The organism is Acanthopleuribacter pedis, from assembly GCF_017377855.1.
GTDB lineage: Bacteria > Acidobacteriota > Holophagae > Acanthopleuribacterales > Acanthopleuribacteraceae > Acanthopleuribacter > Acanthopleuribacter pedis.
On record NZ_JAFREP010000029.1, the window covers coordinates 39,832 to 63,030 of the forward strand.

The window sequence follows — 23,199 nt, forward strand, 5'->3', positions numbered from 1 at the left end:
GTAAACCCGGGTATCGGCTTTAAACCTAAGTAGCGCGATAACTCACGGTGATTTTAGCTAAATCTCTGGGCTACAACGGTCTGTGAAAATGCTCACCGCACCCAGCGGGTGCGCCTCCGCTTTTCCCAGACCATTTCGCTCCAGATCTTTAGCCAAAATCCCTCGCTCTTATCGCGCCTCTTAGGTTAAAGTGCGCGACCACCGAGGAACCCGCCTTGAGGAATAATTGACCCAAGAGCTGGGTGTTGCTGGAGTAAATGCCCCCGCCTTGACCCGCGATGTTGTTGGAGACCGTGCCGGGATCGATGCCGTCGCCGTTGTAGGCTTTGAGACGGAAAAAGGTGGGGTAAACCAGGCTGACGGAGAACTTGCGGCTCAAGGCACCCATGTAAACCGTGCCGTTGTTGCGCAGGCCGCCGCCGCGCGATACCGCGCTGTTTCGCCAATAGAAACTGGAGAAACTGTACAGCGTCGCATGGGTTTCGTTGGCCAAGCCGCCGCCGTCGCTGTTGCTGTGGTTCCAGGCCAAACGGCAACGGATCAGGTGCAGCATGCCGTGGTTGGTGATCGCGCCGCCCGACAGATTGTTGAACCCATTCTCCAAGCGCAGGTTCACCAAACGCACGTTGCCGCCGGTGATGTTGATCAATGGGTGTTTTCGGGCGCCGTCGATCTTCGCCGGTCCCACGATGGTGATGTTTTTGCTGATCGTGATGATGTCGTCGAGGGTAATGGTGTTGATGCTGGGCGGGATGACAATCACCTCGTTATCCGCCGCTTGGGCCACCGCGTGGCGCAAAGAACCCGGCCCGGTTCCGCCTGATTGGTTGGCGACCAAAACCGGATTGACGAAGGTCACCTCGCCAAAATTGTTGCCGATACCCAGGTAGGTCGGCCAAGTCACCGGTTGGCCGGGTGCTCGGATCGCGCCCAGGGCGAGCTGGTCGCTGATTCTCACGGAAAAGTTGGGTGGTTTTCCCGCGGCGATTTGGATGCGCCCGCCTTCCGCGTACAGGGCCGTGCCGTACAGGGCGCGGTTGCCGACCATTTGGTTGGAAAACCCCTTGCTGTTTTTGGCGTTGCCGTTGGCAAGGTGGAGTGAGGCGTTGAGCGAGGCGACCGCGCCGCCGTAGGTCGCGTCGTTTTTGGTGAAGTGACAGTCTATCAGGGTGAGTGTGCCTTGGTTGAGGATGGCGCCGCCTTGGCCCGCCAGGCCACTGCCGCCGGCATTACCGTTGATCAGCTTGGCCGATTTCAGCACCAGCTCACCGCCTGCTTTGATCTCAAACAAACGCACCTGGCCGCCGCCGTCGAACACCACATTGTCCACCGGGTGGCCGAAACCAGGTGGTGCCGTGTTGTTAAAGGTGATGGTGACTTTTTGGGAGACCACCAGCGGCGCGCTGAAGCTGATCTGCGGTTGGTGGTTGGCGGTGGGCGCGAGGCGCAGTTCGATGGTATCGCCGGGATTGCTCGCGGCCAGTTGTGATTGCAAGGCCTTGAAGTTACTCTGAGTTTGGTCGGTGAGGCGCACTGTATGGGTGACGGGGGTTTGGTCGGCGGTAACCAGCCAACCAAGGACACTGACGGCCAAAGTGACGGACATGGTCTCTCCTTCGCGTGAGACGAATGCAGCTTCGCCTCAGGACGAAGCCTTCACGAGCCATCTGTCTGTTTTCAGGGCTCGGGGCCGCGGTCGACCTGTCGGCCGATCACCGCTGGGCAAGGGGTGGGGGACCGCCGAAACAACCAACACACAACTCGGTGGGGTTTTGTTCGTACAAAGTTTTAGTTTTTATGGCACGATGAATCTTCCCCAACGGCGTTGTCCTGAAAAAAAAGGGCGAAGAAAATTTTATGTCTAGCAAACCCGCGTCCGCTTATCGGCCGGGAATTAAGGAGAGACTTATGTTTCAACGTTGCTTCATGGTGTGTTTGCTTGTTTCTTGGATGAATCTCGGCCTCGCGCAAGACCTCAGCCCCCTCGAACCCTTTATCGGGACCTGGGGTGGTGACGTGGAAATGGAGGCGGCCATGGGTGGCGGCACCTTTTCCGGCAAAGTTACCTTTGCCTGGGCACCCGGCAAAAAAGCGATTACCAGTCAGATGACCTTGATTGTCGGTGGTCAAGAAATGCCCGGCTCGCAAGGCATCACCGGTTGGAATCCGGCCACAAAATCCTTTTACTTCGTGGATATCGGTGCCGACGGTTCCTGGACCGAGGGGACCATCGAGAAAAAAGGCGAGACCGGTTTTTACTACGAATGGCAAAGCCTGCCCGTGACCGGCGCGCCGATTACCATGAAACAAGAACAAAGCTTTGTCGACGCCGATACCTACAACTGGCGGGTCTTCATGAAACAAGGCGACACCTGGGTGCCCGTAATGAAAGAAGTAACCTTCAAACGGAAAAAGTAGCGGACTTGATGCCCGCGGTCGCTGCGCTTGTTCGCCGAGGACCGCGGGCCGTTTTTCCTGGTGGGTCGGGGGTACCGTTAGTCTTTTTCACGCTGCCCGATCATAAAAGCCGTCATGCCGTGGTGGTTGATCATGGCGTTGGTACGGAGCTGGAAACCCGCGTCGGTCATCGCCGCCGTCAAAGCCTCGTGGGTAAACACCACCACCTTGGGAATGAGGCCGAGCGTGCCGCCCAGCGGCAGCAGCAGGCGCATCCACAAGGGCGCACGCGCGATACAGGCCGTGCTGGAAACAAAAACGCCGCCCGGTTTCAATAGCGAATGGGCCTGGCGGATGCTTTCCTCCCAGTCATTCATTAAATGAACCACGTTCAAACCCAGGACCACGTCGTAGCGGGTCGGGCGCGCCGCGACTTCAGCCAGGGACGCTTGGGTAAAGGTGACGTTGGTAATCGCGGCTTGTTTTGCTTTCTCGCGGGCGATGGCGATCATGTTGCCGGAGCTGTCCGTCGCGTCGATGTGGGCCACATAAGGTGCGTGAGCCAACGCCGTCGAACCCGTGCCGCAGCCAAATTCCAAGACCCGGCTTTGTGGTTTCAAATAGGCGCGTGTTTGCGCCAACTTCTGCTCGTAGGCCGCCATGTCGGCGATGGGTTGTTTGGCGTAGCCCGCGGCTTTGCGGTCCCACCAACGAACCGATTCGTTGATAATGGCATGATGTTGGGACAGGTGCATGGGTTCCTCCTGAGTTCGTCCTTTGACCAAAACGGTCATTGGATCTCGGCGTTTAGTTTACGTGTCCGGTGCCGGCACATTGCGTTACACTTTATCCTTGGCCTGGTACATTTTTGAACCAAACCCGGTTCCGGGTTTTTCGTAGCGGGGAGGGTGAGATGACGGTGTCCTCGTTGAACTGGGATCATTTGCGGATCTTTCTCGCGGTTATGCGGGCGCGGAGCCTGCGTTCCGCCGCCGCCGACCTCGGCGTCAGCCACCCTACCATGAGCCGCCGCCTGCAAGCCCTGGAAGAACAGCTCGGTTTGCGTTTGTTGGAAACCGGCGGCGAGGGTGTGAAACCGACCGTGGAAGCCATGGCTTTGCTGGAAAAAGCCGAGCAGGTCGAAGCCGCCATGCACGCCTTCACCCGCTGTGCCGAAAACGTCGACCCCGCCCTCAGCGGCACCATCCGCGTGACCGCGCCCGACATGATCATGAGTGAGGTGTTGGCCCCGGACCTGGCCGCCTTCAGCCGCCAATGGCCGGACCTGGTGCTTGACGTGGAGACGACCTACGATTTGGCCGATCTGAGCGGGCGCGAGGCCGATATCGCCATTCGCCTGATCACGCCCGGTCAATCACCGGACGAACGGCTGGCGGGCCGCAAGGCGACCGGCACCGCCACCGCGGTTTATGGAACCGGCGATTTCTGGCTGGGTTGGCGTGAGCGCGCGGTCCAGCAAGAATGGGTGCGCAAGACGGAATTCGCCGATTTGCCGATTCGCGGCGTGCTCAACAACATTTATCTCCAGCGCGCCGCCTGCGTCGCGGGCATGGGCATGGCGATTTTGCCTTGTTTCATGGCCGACGGCCTGGTGCCGCGCCGGAGCGAACCCATTCCGGGCGCCGACCTGTGGGTGCTGGTTCATCCCGACCTACGCCACAACCCGCGCCTGCGCCTGTTCCGCGACCACATCGTCGACGCGCTGCGCGGCCACCACGACCTGCTGATGGGCCTCACCGGGGCGGCAAATCAGTGGGACGGCGCTTCCGAAAATGCCTTAGGGAGGGGCAATTAATGAATCGTTTTTATCTGAAAGGGGTCCGTGGTTTGGTTCCGCGAACTTTTGTGCGATGATGAGTTTTCAAACAAGCATCGGAGAGGCGGGTCATGTTTCAAGGGGTGATTGGGTTTGGTGTCGCCGGCAATTTTGCCGGTCATTTGGAGCAGGCGGGCGAGGCATCCGATTTTGTTAAGGTCGCGGTATCAGACGCGCGCGCGCCAAAAGGGCTTTTTCCCTTTTACGTGCCAGGAGTATCCGATTCATTTTTAGGTGTTTACCCGCTATCATCCGAACGCATTTTGGTGCCGGCGCAAGGCGGCAACCTGCAAATCGAACCCGAGGTCGCCCTGCTCGTGGACGTCACCTACGACGGTGGCCGCGTCGTCGGCTTAAACCCGCGCCGTTTCGGTGCTTACAACGATTGTTCGATTCGCAAACCCAACGCCCGCAAGATCAGCGAAAAAAAGAACTGGGGCCCCGAGAGCAAGGGGCTGGCCGGGAACCTGATCGAGATCGACCGCTTCAGCGCGGGTGGGGTGATGGACCGTTACCGTTTGTGTTGTTACCTGCATCGCGACGGCCGCCTCGACACCTACGGCCTCGACAGCCCGCTGTTGGGTTACAGCTACTTTTACGAGCAACTGATCGCCTGGATGATCGACAAACTCAACACCCAGCAGGACGCCGGCCCCCTCGAAAACCTGGCCGACCTGCTCGCGCTGGCGAACCATCCGGCCCAAGCCGTCATCAGCATCGGCGCCACCAAGTACACCCCCTTCGGCGAAACCACCTTCTTGCAGCCCGACGACCAGGTATGGGTCGTCGCCTACGACCAGAACCAATGGGACATCGCCACCCTGGAAACCGGCATGCTGCGCGGCAGCCTGGTGGGCGGCCGCGGCATCTCGGTGCTGCGCCAAACCGTGGTCCAAGCCGAGAATTAGCCCGCGGTTCTCACCAGCCTTCTGCTTCGCAAGCCAAAAAACCTGCGATCACCGCGTTTGCTCCCACCGTTGCATGGCAACGTAGGGAACCGGTCATCGACGGTGCGCTGCTACGCCGAAAGGTCGGACCCCTGCGCCCAGTTTCGGTCGCAAGCCTTGTGCTACCAGGCTTTTTGACACGCTCGCGACAAACGCTGCTGAGAAATGCGGGCTAGCCAATACCGATTGTTGGTGATGTTGGAAAATTTTGTAAATTTATCGTGAAATTTTACGTTAGCATTTTTGGTATTCTATCTTATAAGTGTATTATAAAGAGCTGATTAGAGCCTTTGTTGCGTTCGTTGTGTAGAGATAACCAAGCTACTAGAGATAGTGGCTATGTCCAGTTATTGATAATCAGGGTTGACTCAGTGAATGGCGGCTGGTAAAGTCGCGTAAATCGTCGGTTTGGCGAAAATATGATCCACTAAGTCCTGTTGCTTTGACGAGTTAGTTTGCGGTTTTTGATTCTCCGTGATCTTTAAAACTATTCTCGTTTAAGAAAAAATGACTGGATCCCCATTCTTGGTTTGCTTTTCTTAAATGGCCTTTGACGCTTGCTTGATGCCGCCGGCTCAAATCGTCGTGGCTTCCTAAGTCTGCTTTGCCCAATCCGTTCGTTTGGCCGAGGGAGCGCTGACCCTGTGTCGGCTGGTTGCGGTGGTGGGGACTGATTCAGCGCGCCTTGAAATAGGTAACCTAACAGAATCATTCGTATGGGGGCGCCGCGTCCTTCATGGTGAGCCCGCGGTTTTTGCCGGCTAAAACCTAAGAAGCGCGATAACTCGCGGTGATTTTAGCTAAACCTCTGGGCTGCAACGGTCTGTGAAAATGCTCACCGCACCCAGTGGGTGCGCGTCGTGCGCGACCCCGGCCGGCTTTTCCCAAACCATTTCGCTCCAGATCTTTAGCCAAAATCCCTCACTCTTATCGCGCTTCTTAGGTAAAAACAACAAAAGAAAAATAATAAAGTCCTTTTTGCTCATTGAAGAGCGCATTGACCAACGGGTCCTAATTGCCTCGTCCTTCCTTCTATGTCCTTTGTTCTTTGTCCTTTTTAAAACGTGGATGACCTTGAAATAGATAGGCACATCCCAGCAAAGTTCCAATTAGAAATAGTGCGGTTTATCGCGCTTTTTCGGTTGAAAAGCCATCGAGGAGACTTATTATGAGAAAGACGGTTCTTTCATTATTCGTGTTTGGTACGGCGTGTTTGTTATGGGGTCAGGATAACCAGCCTCCCGTGATTACACCGGATCCGGGGGATACCGTGCGGCGTCCCGGTGAGGCCTTTATTTGGGATGCATACGTTCATGATCCTGACGGTGATTCTTGGTATGTATTGAATTGGTCTCGGCCTTCGTGGATGAGTCGTAGCTGCACGCGTGAGTTTTGTGCCTTTACCGGCCATCCCACTATGGCGGATGTCGGCAAACACCAAGTCCTTTTGGAAGTGGCCGATGAACACGGTGCGACCGCCAAGGTTGAATTCACCATTCGGGTGACCCAAAAGAAGGCCGTGGCTGATTTTGATAATGATCGGGCCACCGATTTTGTCTACCGTTTGGGTGACGACTTTTACTTCCAACCCATCGGTAAACCTGTCGTGCGTTTTGCTGCGACCAACATGCCCGAGCATGCTTGGCCGATGGTCGGCCATTTTGATTGGGACACGCGCGCCGACCTCGCAATTTGGAACCCCGACAACGGCGAATGGCACCTACATTTATCCACCGAAGATTGGGAACACACCCAAACCTTGTCTTTCGGACTGCAGCCCACGGATATGCCGTTTGTGGGTGATGTAAACGGTGACCAAATTGACGAACTGATTATTCGCCGCTGGGTCAATGTCAACGATGGTCGCTGGTACGTAAAAGAGATTGGTCAGGCCGGTTACAAGATGGAGCGTTTCGGTGGTTACGAAACCGACATCCCGATGATTGGCGATTTTGACGGGGACCTCCGCGCCGAAATGGCAATCAAACGGTTGAACACACGCGGTGAGTGGTACTTCAAAGGGTTTGGCGAGAAGACCCACACGGGACCCATTTATTTCGGTGTCCAAAACAGTGATCGGGTCTGTCCGGCGGATTATGACGGGGATGATGCGGTTGACCCGGCCTTGCGGCGTCTTGAGGGTTGGCTGCCGGGCCATTGGTACGCGCGTCTTTCCTCAACGGACAGCAACGATTTGGTGACCTTTGGTCAGCGCGCAACCGACATCGAGGTTCCCGGCGACTACAACGGGGACGGCAACGCGGAACGCGCCATTTACCGACCCTCCACCGGCGAATTCATCGTGCATATCGACGGTGAGAACCACTTTACAAGGATTGGCCCTGCCTGGAATAACCTCGTACCTTTGTTAGCGCCCTCAACCGCGAAAAAAGACCTGTTGCGTAACTAGCGTTACCCTTGTTTACGGTAACGATTGTGGGGGACGGTTGGTGATTGGGACCCATGGGCTCCGCGCCTTCCTCCCCACTTTTTCGTTTGGATCATTCCTGTGATGCCGCGGCGCCGGGCGCGGTTCGTTGTTTTGCTTGAGAAACGGGAAAAGCACGAGACAGTTTGGCCAGAAATCTAGCGTGTAAGGGTTTGAAAAGGGGGAGAGGCGCACGACCGTTTCGGCCAGGCGTGGTGAAGATTCTTGCCAGCCTTTTTTGAGCGGGGTTCGGTGAATCACATCGCGTGATCGCGCTTCTTCGGTCCAAGCCCCGATTGAGGTTGAAACATCGAGCGTTGCTTTTTGGGCAACGCTCGACGGTTGGGGGTCTTGGTTTGGTTCGTTTGGGGGCGATGCTTTGCGAGGGCTAAGCCTGCTTGGCTTTACGCCACCGGGTGGGCGCTTAGGTGCAAGCGCACCTGGCGGGCGGCTTGGACCATTTGTTCCAGCGCCGGGGTGCACTCGTCCCAGTTTCGCGTTTTTAGGCCGCAGTCCGGGTTGACCCACAGTTGTTCCGCCGGGATGTGCTGCAGCGCCGCCTGCAAGAGCCGCACGATTTCGGCCAAGTCCGGGACGCGTGGGCTGTGGATGTCGTAGACGCCCGGACCCACGTCGTTGGGGTAGGCGAAGTCGGCGAAGGCGTTGAGCAGCTTCATGCCGCCGCGTGAACATTCGATGCTGATCACGTCCGCGTCCAGCTTGGCGATCCATTCGATGATCTCGTTAAATGCGCTGTAGCACATGTGGGTATGGATTTGGGTTTGGTCGGCGACGCCCGCCGAGGCCAAACGGAAGGCATCTACCGCCCAGGCCAGGTAGATGTTTTGGTCGACGCGGCGTAGCGGCATGCCCTCGCGGAGCGCCGCCTCGTCGATTTGGATCATGGGGAATCCCGCGCGCTCCAAGTCGGCCACCTCGTCGCGCACCGCCAGCGCCAGTTGGCGACAGACGGTTTCGCGGGGAAGGTCCTCCCGCACAAAACTCCAGCACAGCAGGGTCACCGGTCCCGTTAGCATGGCCTTGATGGGTTTGTTGGTGCAGCTTCGCGCGAAGTTCATCCAGCCAACGGTCATCGGGTTGGGGCGTGCCACGTCGCCGAAAATGATCGGGGGTTTGACGCAGCGGTTGCCGTAACTCTGGACCCAACCGTTTTGGGTGAAACAGAAACCGTCCAGTTGTTCGCCGAAATATTCGACCATGTCGTTGCGCTCGCTTTCCCCATGCACCAACACATCCAGACCAAGTTCCTCCTGGCGTTGGATGGTTGCGCGGATTTCCTCCTCCAGGAAGGCGCGGTATTCGCCGGCACTGCATTTGCCCGCTTTGAACGCGCGGCGTTTGGCGCGGATTTTTTTGGTTTGGGGGAAGGAACCGATGGTGGTGGTTGGCAGCAGCGGCAGATTGAGGCCTGCCGCTTGGGCCCGTTTTCGTTTGGGGAAGGGGCTGTGTCGGGTCAGGTCGGTTTCCGTGACCTGCTCGAGGCGACGGCGTATTTCGGGATTGACCACCTGCCCGGCTTTGCGGCGACGGGTGAGGTCCTCTTGGTTTTTCGCAACCATGCGGTCGCGTTCGGGTGAAGCCGGGTGTGCAAGCAAAGCGACCTCGGCGCACTTTTGCACGGCAAAGGCCATGCCCGCGACCAGGTCCTTGTCGAGTTCGGTCTCGGCGGTCAAATCAATGGGCGCGTGGAGTAGGGAACAACTGGAGGCGACCATCACGCGCTGTTCACCCACGCGGGCGACGACGTTGTCGACCACTTGGAACGCGTCGTTTAAGTCGGTTTTCCAGATGTTGCGGCCGTTGACCAAGCCGAGCGAGAGGGTGGTCTCCCTGGGAAGGGCGGCAAGCATCGGATCCAGATCGTCGCGGCCCCGCACCAGGTCGAGGTGGATGCCCGCGAAATCGGCCTGAAGCAGGGTTTTACGGTTGTCCGCGTAGGGTGCGAAATAGCCGGCGAGCAACAGGTTCGGGCCTGTTCCGGCTTGGTTCAACCTACGCCAAACCGCGCGGGCCGTTTCACGGGTTGCCTCGTCCAAATCGAGGGCCAGGACCGGTTCGTCGAGTTGTAGCCAGGGGACTAGGTCGCCGAGGGCCTTGAGGATGGCGAGGTAGGCCTCGGTCAGGGCGTCGAGCCGGTTCTGTCGCTGTTGCGGGCTCAGTTTCTTGGCCAGGTGGACCAAGCTGACCGGCCCCAGCAACACCGGTTTGGGGGTGTGGCCGAGTGCCTTGACGGCGTTGATGTCGGCGAGCATGGGTTCTAGGTGGAGATCGAGTCGCGGCGGTTCGCCGAGTTCCGGCACGATGTAGTGGTAGTTGGTGTCAAACCACTTGGTCATTTCCATGGCCGGAATGTTGCGGGCCCGGTCACCGCGTGCCATGCGGAAATAGGTCGCCGGGGGAACGGGACCCTTGTGATGGTCAAAGCGTTTCGGTACCAGCCCGAGCAGGCACAGTGTGTCCAGCACATGGTCGTAGAGCGCAAAATCACCGGTGGTGATCAGGCTGAGACCGGCGTGAATTTGATCCTGCCAGTGTTGCTGTTTGAGGTCGTCGGCGACCTGGCGCAGGGCGGCCGGATCGCTTTTGCCGCGTTGAAAACGTTCGACGGCTTGCTTGAGTTCGCGGTTGCGGCCGATACGGGGGAACCCGAGGATGTGGGAAAACATAAGGCTGACTCCTTGTGTCGCGAAGGACAAATTCGGAGCCGCCCACGGATGGACAGCGCACGCTGAGGTGCGGGAGGGCGAATCGTTTAAACGAGGTCGTGTCCAAATCGCGAGACAGCTCGGCGTTGGTGCAGGACGTCTTCTGGCTTCCGGCCCTTTAACCTGAAGGGAGCGATTCGGGTGCAACCCATCTCAAGTGGTGCGAACAACCGTGATTGCTGATGCGGGTTCACAGGGTGCGTTGCAGCCGGAGGTTGATGAGATTGGATCGCGATGGATCGTTTCCTTCAGGATTGAGGATGTGGCCCTTCCCAAGCTCGCTTGCAAGGTGGTCCACAAAAGGCTTTGCCGGTTACAGCGGCGCGTCCGCGACGGATTTTCACCGTCTTCCGTTTCCTGACCAATTCAGGCTGATTATAGCGCCGGGCGTGGTGCATTGCCGGCTTTGTTTGCCGGTACGAAGCGCGGGCCGCCGATCCTGGTTTTTTGGCGACGCCGCGCTGCGACGGTGTTTTGTTTGAGATTCCTCAAAGAAAAGCAGAACTTAGAACGGTTTGCCTTCGTTGACCTGGACACTGTAGTAGCCGACATTGCCGCTGTAAGAACGGTACATGACCCCGTGGGCGATTAACGCGGTTTCGGGCTCGGGCCCTTCGTTCCACCACGAAATGAGACCATGCCCGTAGTCAATGGCTGTCGACGGGTTGTCGACCCAAACCTGCGATGTCGCGTTGGGGGCCAAGGTGAATTTCATAGAGAAATAGGCGGAACTGTCGCTGTAATTTGCGGCGTTGGTGGCTTTGAGCTTGCCCGCGGCGGCCAGGTCGTCGCCATCGCTGATGATGACGCCTTGATCGTTGTAAAGGGTGACCGTGACAATGACGGGGTCGCTGGAAATGTTGGTGATGTAGATGACGCCGTCGACCTGATTGGCGGTTCGGGCGCTATGGGTGGCTGAGTAAAAATGGTTGAGATAGGCTTGGCCGCTTCCGGCCAAGGCGGAAAGCGAGAGGGTCATCAAACAGACAGTGCTTAATAGCTTCATTAAAATTTCCTTGTTGGGTTACAGATGGTCGCGGCGCCTTGAGCGAATTCGATGCGCCGGGAAAAACAAGCACCGTATCTTAGCGCGAAAAAATGCTGTCTGATGGAACCTTAAAAGCCGCTCCATTATCCTGGACAACTTGATATCCTGTTCCCAATTTGGCGCGGATGCGGGGTTGTTTCCCGCTTGATTCCCGCTTTGCCGGCTTTACGGGCCAAAGGATGTCCCTCCGCCCATATTAATTATGTAATGAACGGCGTTTTCATGGACGGGCGCAACGCGTGCCCCGTGGTTTTTGCGGCCGATAGAACCGGTGTTTCGCGGGCCGGCTTGACGTGCGCTTCCGTCAAGAATAGCATTCGCTCATCGAAACCCTGCCCGTCGCGGCAAGGTCCACCAGAGGTCTGAATAGAGACATCTTCTAAGGAGTTTCCTTCATGTTGAAGCAGATGAAAGCCGCCCCCAAATTCGTTATCGCCGCCTTGCTGGTCGTCGCCGGCCTGGCTTTTGCCGGTGAAAAAGTAACCGAGGCCGATGTTAAGGCGGCTCAGGTTGAATGGGGCAACGGCATCGTCGCCATCTCGGCCGAGCACAAAAAAGGCGGCGACTACAAAGCCCGCGCCAAAAAGCACATTGATACCCTCTACGCCTACGGCCACACCGACGTCATGTTCAAACCCACCCTCGCCGCCGAAGATCAATTCCGCGAGACCTTCGAAGAAGCACTGTCCTACTTCATCGGGACCAAAGGCACGGAGGACGGCGGTTTCGCCATCAAAGGCTGGACCAAGGTTCGCTGGGAAAACAACGGCATCTTCACCCACGGCAACACCGCGACCGCCATGGGTAACTACTACTTCACCGGTCCCGACGGCAAAGAAACCAAGGTTGAGTACAGCTTCGGTTACGTGCGCGGCAAAGACGGCAAACTCCGCATCAACCTGCACCACTCATCGCTGCCTTACAACCCTAAGTAAAACGGCGCTCGTCCCGGTTCCAAGCGGGTGGTGGGCCGTCTCCCAGCAGACGCCCGTCCTTAAACCGTTTTTCCAGACAATCCTTTTCGCCGCCACGCGTTTCACCCTTTTGAGTATGGGTGAAGCAACAAGGCACTCTCGCCCACACGATTCGTGTGGGCTTTTTGCATTTTGGGACCGTGTTCGGGTGCGGTCTGAATGCTTTGATTGTGAGATTTTGTTATCAATATTGACTTGTGGTGCTGATGATAATGATATAGGGTTATCGATGGTTTCATTCAAGGATGACCGGTCTTTGTTTGGATGCAGGTAACGCGAAAAGAACTAGTGCCTTGTAATCACCGGATCGCCTTGTTTCATTTTCGTGATCGCCTTGTGCCGCTCCCGATCCGCCTGGAGGTCCATCCATGTCCCTGCTCCGTGTTCATCAAGTCAGCAAGCGTTTTGGCAACCAAACCGCGGTCGACCGACTCACTTTTAGCGTGCGTGCCGGCCAAGCTTATTGTTTGCTCGGCGGCAATGGCGCCGGTAAAAGCACCACCGTCAACTTGCTGCTCGGGTTCTTGCGGCCGGATCAAGGCACGCTTTCTTTTTTGGATTGGGACCTGTGGCGCGACCGCGCCGTGGCACGCGATCACCTTTTTTACCTGCCCGATCAGGTGAGTCTGTACCCCGAATTTTCCGCGTTGGAGAACCTCGATTACCTGACCCGTCTGGCGAATAAACCGTCGACGGCGATGGCCATTCGTGAAGCGCTCGACGCGGTTGGTCTGCCCCGCGTCGCCCACGGCCAACCCGTGGGCGCCTACTCCAAGGGGATGCGCCAAAAGGTGGCCATAGCCTTGGCCCGGCTCAAGGATGCGAAGTTGCTGCTGCTGGATGAACCGACCAGTGGCCTTGATCCCGCCGCCATCAAAGAATTTGTCGCCCTGATCGCCGATCTCAAACAAGGCGGTGCCCACGTGGTGATGGTGACCCACGATTTGCAGTGCGCGCACTTGCTTGCCGACCACATCGGTATTTTGCAAGCAGGCGTGCTGGTGGCTGAACGGGAAAATCGTCAACTATCGCTCGATGACCTCGAACACCTTTATTTTCAATCGGTTCTCGATCAACAGGAGTCAGCATGAAGCCTTCTTTTTCTCACACGCTTATTCGTTTCTGTTTGGCGGGCCTGTTTGCCGCCGCTTGCCTCGGACAAGAAACCGAGCTGGAGACCATCGTGGTCATCGGCAACAAAGAAACCACCACCGACGCGGGTCGCGTTGGTTCGGTGGATGTTGTCGGCCAAGAAGAAATTACCTCTGAGCGCGTCGACGATACCTTGGAACTCTTTAACAAGGTTCCGGGCGTGTACCTGTCCCGCTACAACCAAGGTTTGATCAACACCGATGTGGCCATTCGCGGTTTTGCCGGTGACGGCAGTTCACCCCACGCCAAGCTGCTGATTGACGGGATCCCGGTCAACCTGCACAACGGTTACAACGAACTGGATCAATTGTTTCCCCTCAACATTGAATCGATTGCGGTGTTCAAAGGGACCAGCGATCCGCGCTACGGTTTGTTCAACACGGCGGGCAACTACGAGGCGCTGACCCGTCAGGACGATGCGCGCGAATTAGAAGTAAGCGCCGGTAGCTTTAACACCGGCGAGGTTCAGGGTTACCTGGGCCTGACCCATGGCGCGCTGAAACAAAACTACGCCTTTGGTTACCGCACCAGCGACGGCTACCGCGATCACACGGATCTGGAAAAAACGGCGGTGTCGGGCAGTTGGACCTGGGCATTGGACGACACTGCCTCGTTGCGTATTTTGGCGCGCCATGGTCGCTACGACGGCGACGCCCCCGGTTATTTGGATCGCGAGACGGCCCGCGCCAACCCGCGTTCCAGCGCCGTGTTCGCCAACCAAGACGGTGGTGATAAAGCGACCAACCACCTGAGCGTGCACTGGTCAAAAGCGCCGCGCAAGGAAGTACTTTGGTCGTTGAAGGCCTACGGCCAGACCTTTGAGCGCGAGCGGTGGGTGCGTTTCAGCGAGGCCGGTTCCTTGCAAAACCGCTACGACGATCAAACCCATTTCGGCATGCGCGCTACCCTGAACTGGGCGCTCAACGAACGGGTCACGCTCGACTGGGGTTTCGACCATGAGCGCCAGGACAATGTGGAGCAGCGTTTCGGTACCGTCGGCCAGGAGCGGGTGCGCGACGCGAACCGGGTGATTCGCGATTTTCAGTACGACTTTAACGCGACCGGGATGTACCTCAAACTGTCCCATGAACCCAATGCCCGCCTGCGCTGGAACCTTGCCCTGCGCGCCGATCAACTCGACGGCGATTTTAGCAACCAAAACAGCGGGGAAGGGCGCGACATGTACGACTTTGGCACCATCGTCCAACCCAAGCTGAACCTGGTGTACGCGGCCACCGAGCAGGTCAACCTGTTCGTGAACATGGGGCGTGGTTTTCAACATCCCTTCGGATCGTCGGCTTACACCGCGGGGGACCGCGGCGCCCGTGATGTGTCCCTCAACGACGGTTACGAGCTGGGCGGACAGTGGCGTCAAGGGCAACAATTCACCCTGCGCCTGTCCCATTGGAACCAAACCGCCACCGACGAATTCGTGGTGGTTGACGGCACCGCGCGCAACGTCGGCGAAACCGAGCGGAACGGCTTTGACCTGGCCCTCAACGGTCGCCTGAGTCGCGCGGTTTCCTTCTGGGGCAGTTACACCACCATCGATTCCGAGATTGTGAAAACCTCCGACGCCGACGCCGCCTTTGAAGGCAACGAACTGCGCAGTATCCCCGACTACACCGCGTCCCTGGGTTTTCAGGTGCGCGCGGGAGAAAGTCTCAACATGCGCTTGCACTTGGACGCCCAAGGCGATTACCAGGTGAACGAAGCCAACCTGGGCGGTTCCTACGGTGGCTTCACCCTGCTGAACGCTTCAGCGGATTATGCGGCGGGGTGGGGCACCATCAAGCTGCACCTCCACAACATCACCGACGAATACTACGAATACGTCTACGACTTCAGCATGGACGGCGGCGCCACCATTCACTCCCCGGGTGACGGCTTCAGCGGCGGCCTCTCGCTGGCGTTTGATTTTTAGCAATGGTGCTTGAAATCATGCGCCGTGAATGGACACGGCACCGTCGGAACAAGCTCCCGCTCGCGCTGGTGGCCTTGGTCGGGATGATGCTCATCGCCACGGTGGTGGTCCACGGTATCCAACACCGTGCCCTCGCCGAGGCCCAGGCCCATTGGCAACAAACCAGCGATGAACTTTGGGCGTCCCAGCCGGACCGCCATCCCCACCGCGTGGCCCACTACGGCCACGTGGTGGTGCGGCCCCAGCCCGCGCTGAGTTTCATGGCGCCGGGCGTCACCGCCCATGTGGGCAACTACCTGTTTCTGGAAGCGCACCGCCAAAACAGCAGTTCGATTCGCGCGGCGGCGGTTGCACCGGCCACCCTCAAGCTTGGGTTCCCCTCGCCGGTCGGCCTGTTGTTAACCTTTTGGCCACTGCTCCTGATCGTTCTGGGTTACAGCGCGTTTAGTCACGAATGGGAGAGCGGGCGCTTGTTCTGGTTGGCGAGCATGGGCGTGTCGGCCTGGCGTTTGGCGCTTGGCAAGGCGGCGGTTTTCGCGGGCTACACCCTGGCGGTGCTCGCCGCGGTGGGCCTGACCGGCGCGTTTTGGTTGGGTTTTCACGGCCAATTGGACGGGGCCGCCCTAACGGGGCTCGCGGCACAGTTGACCGTGCTCGGAGGCTACAATGGCGGCTGGATTGTTTTGATTCTGTTTGTTTCCTTCCATTCGCGCGACAGCAACCAAAGCCTGTATCGGCTGTTGGCCCTGTGGTTGCTGTTGGTGGTGCTGGTGCCGCGGCTCGCCGGTGAGGTGGCCCGCTTCCAATACCCAACCCCGGACCGGGCCACCTTCGAGACAGCGCTTGCCGAGGCCGTCCACGCCGTTGGCGACGCCCACAACCCGAACGACCCCTATTTTTCCGACTTCCGCGCACAAACCCTGGCCCGTTACGGCGTGGACAGCATCGACGCCTTGCCGGTGAACTGGAACGGCTTGGTGATGGTCGAAGGCGAACGGATTACCAGCGAATTGTTCCAGGAACATTTCGGCCGCATCACGGCGCAGTTCGAAGGGCAAGACCGGTGCTTGGGTTGGTTTAGCTGGGTGTCGCCGGTTTTGGCCGTGCGTCAGATTTGCCAAACCGTCGCCGGCACCGACCGCGGCGGTTCGGCTCACTTTGAGGCGGCGGCCGAGGCTTTTCGTTTCGCGTTGATTCAGAAACTCAACCACCTGCACGGGCATGAAATCAAACGGGAAAACGACCGCGGCCAAAAAGTATCGGCGCGGCATTGGCGTGACATGGCGTTGTTCGATTACCAACCGCCGCCCCCGCAAACCCCGGATGCGCGCTTCCTTGCCGGCGGCCTGGTGTGGCTGGTGTTGGCCGCGTTGATGTTGGCGGGGTTCCGGCGCAAGGAGGTGCTGCGATGAAACTGTGGTGGCTGGAAACACGCTTGCTGCTGAAGAACCGCGCGGTGCGCTGGTTGGGCGCGGCTTATTTGGTGATGATGATGTTGGCGGTGGGTGTCGGCTACGCGCGTTTTCAAGGTGACGACGTCGCGGGCGAGGCCCTGAAAACGCGGATGGCCGCCGAGCAGGCGGCGTGGCGGCACAAGGTCGTGGCACAAGGGCCGGGTTCCGCCGGTTACTACCTGTTCCTGCCCGCCGTGTTCGCGCCCTCGCCGTGGTCCGCCTTGTTCGGCGGAGAACGCGCGTCGCACCTGACCCAACAGCGGGTGCGGCTGTTGGCCGTGCACGGCCAAATTCACGGCGGCCCCATCCGCAACCCGGAACTTGCCGTCATCGGCGATTTGGACCTGGGTTTTGTATGGGCGTACTTGTTGCCTTTGTTGATCGGCTTAATCAGTGTGACCTTTGTCGCCGATGACCGGCGCCGGGGTCGCTGGTCGATGTTGCAGGCGCTGACCGACCCGGTCGGTTTGGTTTTGCGCCGCCTTTTGATTCGTTTCGGCTCGGTGCTTTTGCTTAACAGCGCGCTGCTCGTCGCGGCCGCGTTTGTGGCTGCCTTGCCTTGGGAAACGCGGCTCGGTGTTGTGTGGCTGTTGTTGGTTTTGTATCAGGCCTTTTGGTTTTGCGTCGCCGCGCTGGTGCTGCAATTGGGTCGCAACGCGCACCAGAGCATTTTGGTGTATGTGGCAGTCTGGGTGCTCAGCGTGTGGTTGGTGCCCGCGCTGCATACCATGAGCAAGCTGGAAACCGAACACTTCAACCAGGGCGTTGAAATGTTGGTGTTGCAACGGCAGGACATGAACGACAGTTGGGATCGCGACAAACAGGCCGATTTTGACGCCTTTCTTGCGACCTACCCGCAATGGGCCGAAACCAGCCCCTTGGTGGGCCGCTTCAATTGGAAATGGTACTACGCCATGCAAAAAGCGAGTGACGACAAGGTCAACCACCTCTTCGAAGCCTATACCGCCGCCCGCGAACATACCGGTTCGCCGTGGCGTCTGCTCTCACCGACCTTGGTCTTGCAGGGCGCCTTGGAGGACCTCGCCGACACCAGCGCGCGCGATCAGGTCGCCTATTTGCGAGAACTGGTCGCGTGGCACCGTGAAAAACAGGCCTTTTGGTTTCCCTACCTGTTCAACGATAAACCCTTCGCCCCGGATGACATCAACCGCATTCCGGCCTTCGCCTTCCAGCCCGACGACGCCCCAACCACGGGAACCCTCGGCTACCTGGCCGGCCTGATCCTGGTGGCGGGCCTGGTCGGCACGCTCCAGCACCTGCGCGCCCGCCGCGCGCGGACGCTGCCAAAGTTGGGCATTCAGCGAGACGCAAGCGTCGGCGCCTAAAAGGCGCGGCGAGCGGTTGGCCTGATCGGCATTCATTGTGAAGCGCCAGGCCGATTTCCAGTGGTGGCGCGTGCCTGTTATTTTCGCCGGTTTAGCGCTTCACCGGCCTGCTGGTGGCCCTGTCGCGCCGCTTTTCTGAGCCATTTGCGGGCATAAAAAGCTGAGCGCCTTTTATGGACACCCAATTGGTTCATCATCCCTAAAGCGTATTGGGCTTCGGGGTCGCCCGCCTTGGCGTTTCGACGTACCTCATCGATGTTCAAACCTTCCAGATAGGCGATTAACTCCTCCTGGGGTGCTACTACCGAGGGCCCCGCATCATCGGGCGATTTTGCGCTTGAAACAGTGGTTTCCATGGGGCGGTTTTCTTGTTTGGCAAAGGCGATGGGTGCGGATTGATTGTTGGCAACCAAGGTTACGCCTGCATGATGGGTTGGATTCACATCAAAAGGGAGCTTCAGACCGCGTGTCATCAAATTGATCAAGAAAAAGAGTGAGCAGGCAATAACGAATGATGAGAAGAGGTGAAAGCCGAACTTCAAACGGAGTTTAAAGTACACAAGCGGAACGAGCTTGTCGCGAAGAACGAAGTCCTTGAAAAAATGCCTGGACGATTCACCCAACAAAAAGCCGAGGTAGGCTCCGGTTGAACAACATAGCGTGATCCCAAATATATCGACAATGTTTTGGAACTTTATGGAAAAAAAGAAGACGCCCAGCAAACTTGTTCCCAGTAGGTTTGCGCAAAACAGGAGAACGCAGAACAGTATAGAACCTTTGATTCGCTCGGTAGAAAAAGGGGGTTCCGTGGTGAATGAAGGTCTGTAGGAGCCTCGCATCATCATACCTCTTCGCTGAATCGCGCCGGAACGCTTTGGTGCAACCAGGCCGCCCTCATGGAAGCGTCACTTCAATGATCAAGTGCGGCTGGTTCCGCCAAAAAGCCACGCGTTTGATGCCTTGCAGGCGCCACCGATGGTGGGATTCTTTGCGCCAAACTAAGGACGGTATGGATTTGTGAACCGACTGGATTTTCGGTTTTTTATTGGATTTGACCACAAGGGTCGTTTCATCGCAGACGTCTTTCTGGAAAACTTCCAAAAAGCGGTCCTGTGCTAAATAGCCGGGCGCAGGTTGCCAATAGCCGCTGCTAAAGCCCACGCGCCGGCGCTCAAGGTCGCCGGACTTTTTGAGGCGCTTGAATGTGTCCCGCGAAATCACCGCCAGGTAGCAGCCCATGGTGTTTTCGAGCAGATCAATTTCTTTTTGTTTTTCTTCCATGTCGGCATATTGATTTTCTAAGGTGACCGTGAGACGGTCATTTTCGTCTTTTGCTACCTCTAGATGGCTTTCGAGTTTGTTGATCTTCTCATTTTGCGATTTGATTTTTTGACGAAGACTGTTTATTTCTTTTTCTTTGGTTTCTAAGAGTTGACGGAACTGCAGGCGGGTTTGTTCAAAAGCGTTGGTTCCTTCCGCAAGTTTGGCTTCCCTTTCTTTTATATGTTTAACCCGTGTGGCGAGTTGATCAAGCATTTGGCGAACCTGCTCTTGCTTTGTGGTTCGAGAATAAGATTCGTTATTATGAAAAACCAAGGCCTTTTGATGGTCGATACTTATTTGGTGTAACCCCTCAATGATTTCTGAAAGCTGTTGATCTTTTTTATGAATAAAGGTGCGTTGATGTGAGAGCTGCTTCCGTAATTGGACGACTTCTTCCTTCAGGAGGTCGGCTTCGTTCCGGGCATTTTGTCCCCCATTACATGCACCGTAGGTGATAAATGCAAGAATTAGAAATACAATAAAAATAACAAATTTCAACCAAACCTCCTTTTAGTATTGCTCCAGTGTTCCCCGATAGATTCCCTGAACCTCAAATAGGGTTTTGCCGTTTGCCGATAGGAGCCGGAATTGGCAGCATTGATCAATTGTTAGCTTCTGGTCTGTCTCGTCGATCTCTGCCGTGGCGGACAGGGTTTCGTCGGCCGTTTCTAACTTCACTTGAAAACGACCGGCTGCAGCACCGTTGAGCGGTGTAATGGTCAGCATGGCAAAAGTGGTGGCGCCGCCTTTCCCTGTCAGCAGGCCGTCCGCTTTCATGATTTGGCGGCCGAAGGTCAGGGCTTGTTGGGTTTTCGGTCCGCGCGTTTCCGGCGGCGACATTACACCTGTTCCAAACAGTGCGAATCCCGCGAGAACCAGCATCGCGAATCCCAGATAAGGCGCTAGGGAAACCGGTTTTCGCCAGGTGAGGGGTTGTTGTGGCACGGCGGTAGCGGGTGGCGGCATGGGAGGTCGGGCGGTTTTTGCGCGCCGGTTCGTCGGCGGACCAAAAGCATTGGGCGACGTCTGACACCAATAACAGGGACCCTTGCCCAGGTGGTAGTGTTGGTTGTGGCGTGGACAGGGGACGAGGTTATTGAGTCCGGTGCGTAGTAATTGGCACCAAGCCATGGCGGCGGGGCGTTGGTCCGGCTGACGTAAGCCGGTGCCAAAAGCGCGATCAAAAGCAGCCAAAACGTCGTCCCCAACCACGGGTTGGGGTTTTGGTGCTTTGGTCGGTCCGCCGATGGCGCCCCACAGCCACGGGGTGCCGTCCTCAATTTTTTCCTTCGGGGGGCCTGCATCGCCGCCCGCGAAGGGATGGCACCCCAACAGCAGGATTTGGGCAACGAGCACGGCGAGCGCGAAGGTGTCCACATGAATGGGTCGCTCAGTTGTTTTGAAGTCGGCCCCGATCAGTTCGGGAGCGAGGTAGCAGGGAACACAGACCTCGCAGTAGTGTATTTTTCGCCCCGACGGCACTTGAAAACTGTCGGCGTCGACCCATGCGACGGTATCGGACGGGGTTACCAAGATGTTGCGTGCATTGACGTCGCCGATGACCAGATTGTGCTGATGGCAGGCGCTCATAATCTCGGCAATTTGGTAGGCGACGTGCCAGGCGCGGTGCAAATTTGGATTGCTTCCCCGTAATGGATTAAAAAAATCGTGGAGTTCGTCGGCTTTCTCAATCCGTCTCATGGTGAAACCGGCCAAATCGCCTGACGCATCAAGCAGCAAGTCTTCCGGCCAGGCAATGGCGGGATGAGGGGTACCCATGCGCACCATGGCTTCGATTTTGTCTCGGTTCGGTGTCGTTCCTTGCTGGTAAATTTTGGCGACTTTGTGGGGCGTGCCGACGACCTCATAAATGATGGCTTCTTTTCCGCTTCCCAGCTTTTGGCCTAGGCGAAATTTTTTGCCGCGTGGGGTTACAAAATTAGCGTTCATCGGCGGCTCTCATGGCGGGGTTGGCATGGGTTAGCAAGGCTGCACCAGCTTGGAGGGAATAGGTTCGGTTGCTTCTCCAGAATGGCAACGCGTGATCAGAACCATGGATTTGTCATCGTCACTGGTTTCCCGCACACGGTCGCTGTTCAAAAAGGTCAACAACGCCTTTTTGGCTTGTTTTGGGGTTGTTTCGGCTTTGGTGAGCCAGCCGTAAAGGCCGTTAAAAAAGGTGTGGCTGGGTGTTGCATCCTGGAGTGAAATGGTTGCGCGTTCTAAACCGTCCGAAAGCAGGGCAAACCCGTTAAGCGCCGGAAGCTGTTCGTGGTTTTGATATTGAACATGGGAACACCATGTTGTTTGCGTTAAAAAGTTGGTTTGGTTGACGTACTGCCCGCGGCTCGGTAGGTGCGCCGCTTTGCTACTTTGGCCGCGCAATAAGACAATCCAACCGTCACCGATTTGAGCGGTTGCAAGGCGGTCTCCCTGTTGCACGACCAAAAGAAGGGTACAGGCATAATCGCTAATCGGCGCCGGTTGTTGCTCCAGGGCAAGGCGGGCGGCGGCCAAGGCGTCTTTGGTGCATTGGGTAAGATCCGTGGTGCCGCGACGCAGGGCGTTGACCGCAAGGGTTCCGGCCGCGAACACGGCGCGACGGGCGCCGATATGGGCGAAACGCGCGGAGCCGGCGCCGTCGGCCAAGCACGCGACGGCCCAGTCCCTGTCCCATTGGTAGAAGTAAAAGTCCTGACAAGGCTGACCGGTGCGTTCATGACCGGCACCGCGAACCCGGCCCGCGATCACGGCGCGGGACGGTGGCTTTTGGTTGTGGTTGGTTGGGGAAACCTCATCTGGTTGGGGTTTACGGGTCATAACGGCTCCCTTGTTAGGCCTGTATCTCACCCCAGACATCGTGGCCCGGCGGCATGGCTACTTTTTGGCCGGGTTGAGATTCAGAAATGGCTTTCATGCTGTTTGAAAGCCACATAAACATGTCCGTGAACTTACTGTCTTTGAGGCGCATGGGGCTGGGGCTGATTGTTTTAAGCTGATCAAAATCAGCGCCTTCAACACCGACGCAGAACATATTCAAGCCTGCTTCTTGCACGGTGCGCGCCACCTTTCTCGCGGGACCCTGAATGTCGTCCGTGGCCAAACCATCGGTCATAAGCCACATAATCGGGCGGAAATAGTTCACGTTGTGCTTTTTGTACTCTTGTTTGCGGTTTTCGAGAAGGCGCAAGCCGGTGGTGATGGCTTCACCCATCGGCGTGCCGCCGGTTGCTTGAAAAGGGGTGAAGGTCAAATCGACCACATCTTGGAAATCGTGGCGCACGATGGCGCGGCCGCCAAAAGTGACAATCGCCAATTCAACGCGTTTGCGCGTCAAGGAATCGGCCTTGATGTCGTCGATCATGTGTTGTACGCCTTCATTTAGCGCGTGAATGTTGTCGTCTTCAATCATGGAACCGGATGTATCCAGCAGCAACACACAGGGGATGCGTGGCTCAGGATTGCGTACCAGGTCGACTTCTTCCAGAAAATGGCTCATTGAGGGAAACCTCCCGTTTAAGGAAATAAGATAAAAGTGGTGTTCGCCTACTTTGTATTTCGTAAACGCCGCGGGTTTCGGCTCACCTGGTGTGGTTTTTTTATTCTTTTTCGTGTGTGAGATTTTGCAATCTAAATAAAATCA

18 protein-coding genes and 1 riboswitch are annotated in these 23,199 nt (G+C 57.3%); of the genes, 9 read left to right on the forward strand and 9 right to left on the reverse strand.

All coding sequences use genetic code 11. From position 1 onward, the window contains the following. Positions 1-148 precede the first annotated feature (148 nt). Positions 149-1,606: a right-handed parallel beta-helix repeat-containing protein gene (locus tag J3U88_RS25810; RefSeq protein WP_207861893.1), complete on the reverse strand. Its 1,458-nt coding sequence runs from the start codon at positions 1,604-1,606 to the stop codon at positions 149-151. Positions 1,607-1,908: 302 nt separating this feature from the next. Here J3U88_RS25810 and J3U88_RS25815 point away from each other — a divergent pair, with 302 nt between their 5' ends. Beyond that, entirely contained in the window at positions 1,909-2,418 is a 510-nt protein-coding gene (locus J3U88_RS25815) for a hypothetical protein (protein ID WP_207861894.1), read from the forward strand. Between the two features lie 77 nt (positions 2,419-2,495). Here the strand turns inward: J3U88_RS25815 and J3U88_RS25820 are convergent, their stop codons facing one another. Then, on the reverse strand, positions 2,496-3,152 hold the full coding sequence (locus J3U88_RS25820) for a class I SAM-dependent methyltransferase (protein WP_207861895.1): 657 nt from the start codon (positions 3,150-3,152) through the stop codon (positions 2,496-2,498). Positions 3,153-3,310: 158 nt separating this feature from the next. On the opposite strand from J3U88_RS25820, the gene J3U88_RS25825 reads away from it, so the two are divergent. The 3 genes from J3U88_RS25825 (at position 3,311) to J3U88_RS25835 (ending at position 7,591) form a co-directional block, all read left to right on the forward strand. After that, positions 3,311-4,213 carry a LysR family transcriptional regulator gene (locus tag J3U88_RS25825; protein ID WP_207861896.1) on the forward strand — a complete coding sequence of 301 codons (903 nt, stop codon included), beginning with the start codon at positions 3,311-3,313 and terminating at the stop codon, positions 4,211-4,213. A 92-nt stretch (positions 4,214-4,305) separates the two neighbouring features. Beyond that, positions 4,306-5,142, forward strand: a complete 837-nt coding sequence (locus J3U88_RS25830; protein ID WP_207861897.1) for a DUF5718 family protein — start codon at positions 4,306-4,308, stop codon at positions 5,140-5,142. Between the two features lie 1,207 nt (positions 5,143-6,349). Continuing rightward, a complete protein-coding gene (locus J3U88_RS25835; RefSeq protein ID WP_207861898.1) occupies positions 6,350-7,591 on the forward strand; it encodes an Ig domain-containing protein in 1,242 nt (413 codons plus the stop codon). 422 nt (positions 7,592-8,013) lie between these two features. Here J3U88_RS25835 and metE read toward each other — a convergent pair whose 3' ends face one another. Together metE and J3U88_RS25845 are read right to left on the reverse strand one after the other, a co-directional pair. Then, complete coding sequence (gene metE, locus J3U88_RS25840; protein ID WP_207861899.1) at positions 8,014-10,296, reverse strand: 5-methyltetrahydropteroyltriglutamate--homocysteine S-methyltransferase; 2,283 nt, start codon at positions 10,294-10,296, stop codon at positions 8,014-8,016. 280 nt (positions 10,297-10,576) lie between these two features. Next, positions 10,577-10,687, reverse strand: a riboswitch (cobalamin riboswitch). A 153-nt stretch (positions 10,688-10,840) separates the two neighbouring features. Continuing rightward, positions 10,841-11,341 carry a hypothetical protein gene (locus tag J3U88_RS25845; protein WP_207861900.1) on the reverse strand — a complete coding sequence of 167 codons (501 nt, stop codon included), beginning with the start codon at positions 11,339-11,341 and terminating at the stop codon, positions 10,841-10,843. Positions 11,342-11,778: 437 nt separating this feature from the next. Here J3U88_RS25845 and J3U88_RS25850 point away from each other — a divergent pair, with 437 nt between their 5' ends. The 5 genes from J3U88_RS25850 (at position 11,779) to J3U88_RS25870 (ending at position 18,233) form a co-directional block, all read left to right on the forward strand. After that, entirely contained in the window at positions 11,779-12,318 is a 540-nt protein-coding gene (locus tag J3U88_RS25850; RefSeq protein ID WP_207861901.1) for a hypothetical protein, read from the forward strand. A 407-nt stretch (positions 12,319-12,725) separates the two neighbouring features. Further along, the gene (locus tag J3U88_RS25855; RefSeq protein WP_207861902.1) at positions 12,726-13,448 is read left to right on the forward strand and encodes an ABC transporter ATP-binding protein; all 723 of its coding nucleotides are present in this window, start codon (positions 12,726-12,728) and stop codon (positions 13,446-13,448) included. Further along, the gene (locus J3U88_RS25860) at positions 13,445-15,433 is read left to right on the forward strand and encodes a TonB-dependent receptor (protein WP_207861903.1); all 1,989 of its coding nucleotides are present in this window, start codon (positions 13,445-13,447) and stop codon (positions 15,431-15,433) included. Before J3U88_RS25855 ends, J3U88_RS25860 begins: the two co-directional genes overlap by 4 nt. 17 nt (positions 15,434-15,450) lie before the next feature. After that, positions 15,451-16,845: a DUF3526 domain-containing protein gene (locus J3U88_RS25865; RefSeq protein ID WP_207861904.1), complete on the forward strand. Its 1,395-nt coding sequence runs from the start codon at positions 15,451-15,453 to the stop codon at positions 16,843-16,845. After that, positions 16,842-18,233 (forward strand): DUF3526 domain-containing protein, encoded by a 1,392-nt coding sequence (locus tag J3U88_RS25870; RefSeq protein ID WP_207861905.1) that lies wholly within the window; start codon positions 16,842-16,844, stop codon positions 18,231-18,233. The genes J3U88_RS25865 and J3U88_RS25870 overlap by 4 nt, the downstream gene beginning before the upstream one ends. Positions 18,234-18,310: 77 nt before the next feature. On the opposite strand, the gene J3U88_RS25875 is transcribed toward J3U88_RS25870, so the two are convergent. From J3U88_RS25875 to J3U88_RS25895, 5 genes are all read right to left on the reverse strand, one after another. Further along, the gene (locus J3U88_RS25875; RefSeq protein WP_207861906.1) at positions 18,311-18,955 is read right to left on the reverse strand and encodes a tetratricopeptide repeat protein; all 645 of its coding nucleotides are present in this window, start codon (positions 18,953-18,955) and stop codon (positions 18,311-18,313) included. 172 nt (positions 18,956-19,127) lie between these two features. After that, positions 19,128-20,054 (reverse strand): hypothetical protein, encoded by a 927-nt coding sequence (locus J3U88_RS25880; protein WP_207861907.1) that lies wholly within the window; start codon positions 20,052-20,054, stop codon positions 19,128-19,130. 12 nt (positions 20,055-20,066) lie between these two features. Further along, positions 20,067-21,506, reverse strand: coding sequence for a protein kinase domain-containing protein (locus tag J3U88_RS25885; protein ID WP_207861908.1), 1,440 nt, complete (start codon positions 21,504-21,506; stop codon positions 20,067-20,069). Positions 21,507-21,536: 30 nt separating this feature from the next. Continuing rightward, positions 21,537-22,376, reverse strand: a complete 840-nt coding sequence (locus J3U88_RS25890) for a PP2C family serine/threonine-protein phosphatase (protein ID WP_207861909.1) — start codon at positions 22,374-22,376, stop codon at positions 21,537-21,539. Between the two features lie 13 nt (positions 22,377-22,389). Continuing rightward, the gene (locus tag J3U88_RS25895) at positions 22,390-23,055 is read right to left on the reverse strand and encodes a vWA domain-containing protein (RefSeq protein WP_207861910.1); all 666 of its coding nucleotides are present in this window, start codon (positions 23,053-23,055) and stop codon (positions 22,390-22,392) included. Positions 23,056-23,199 lie beyond the last annotated feature (144 nt).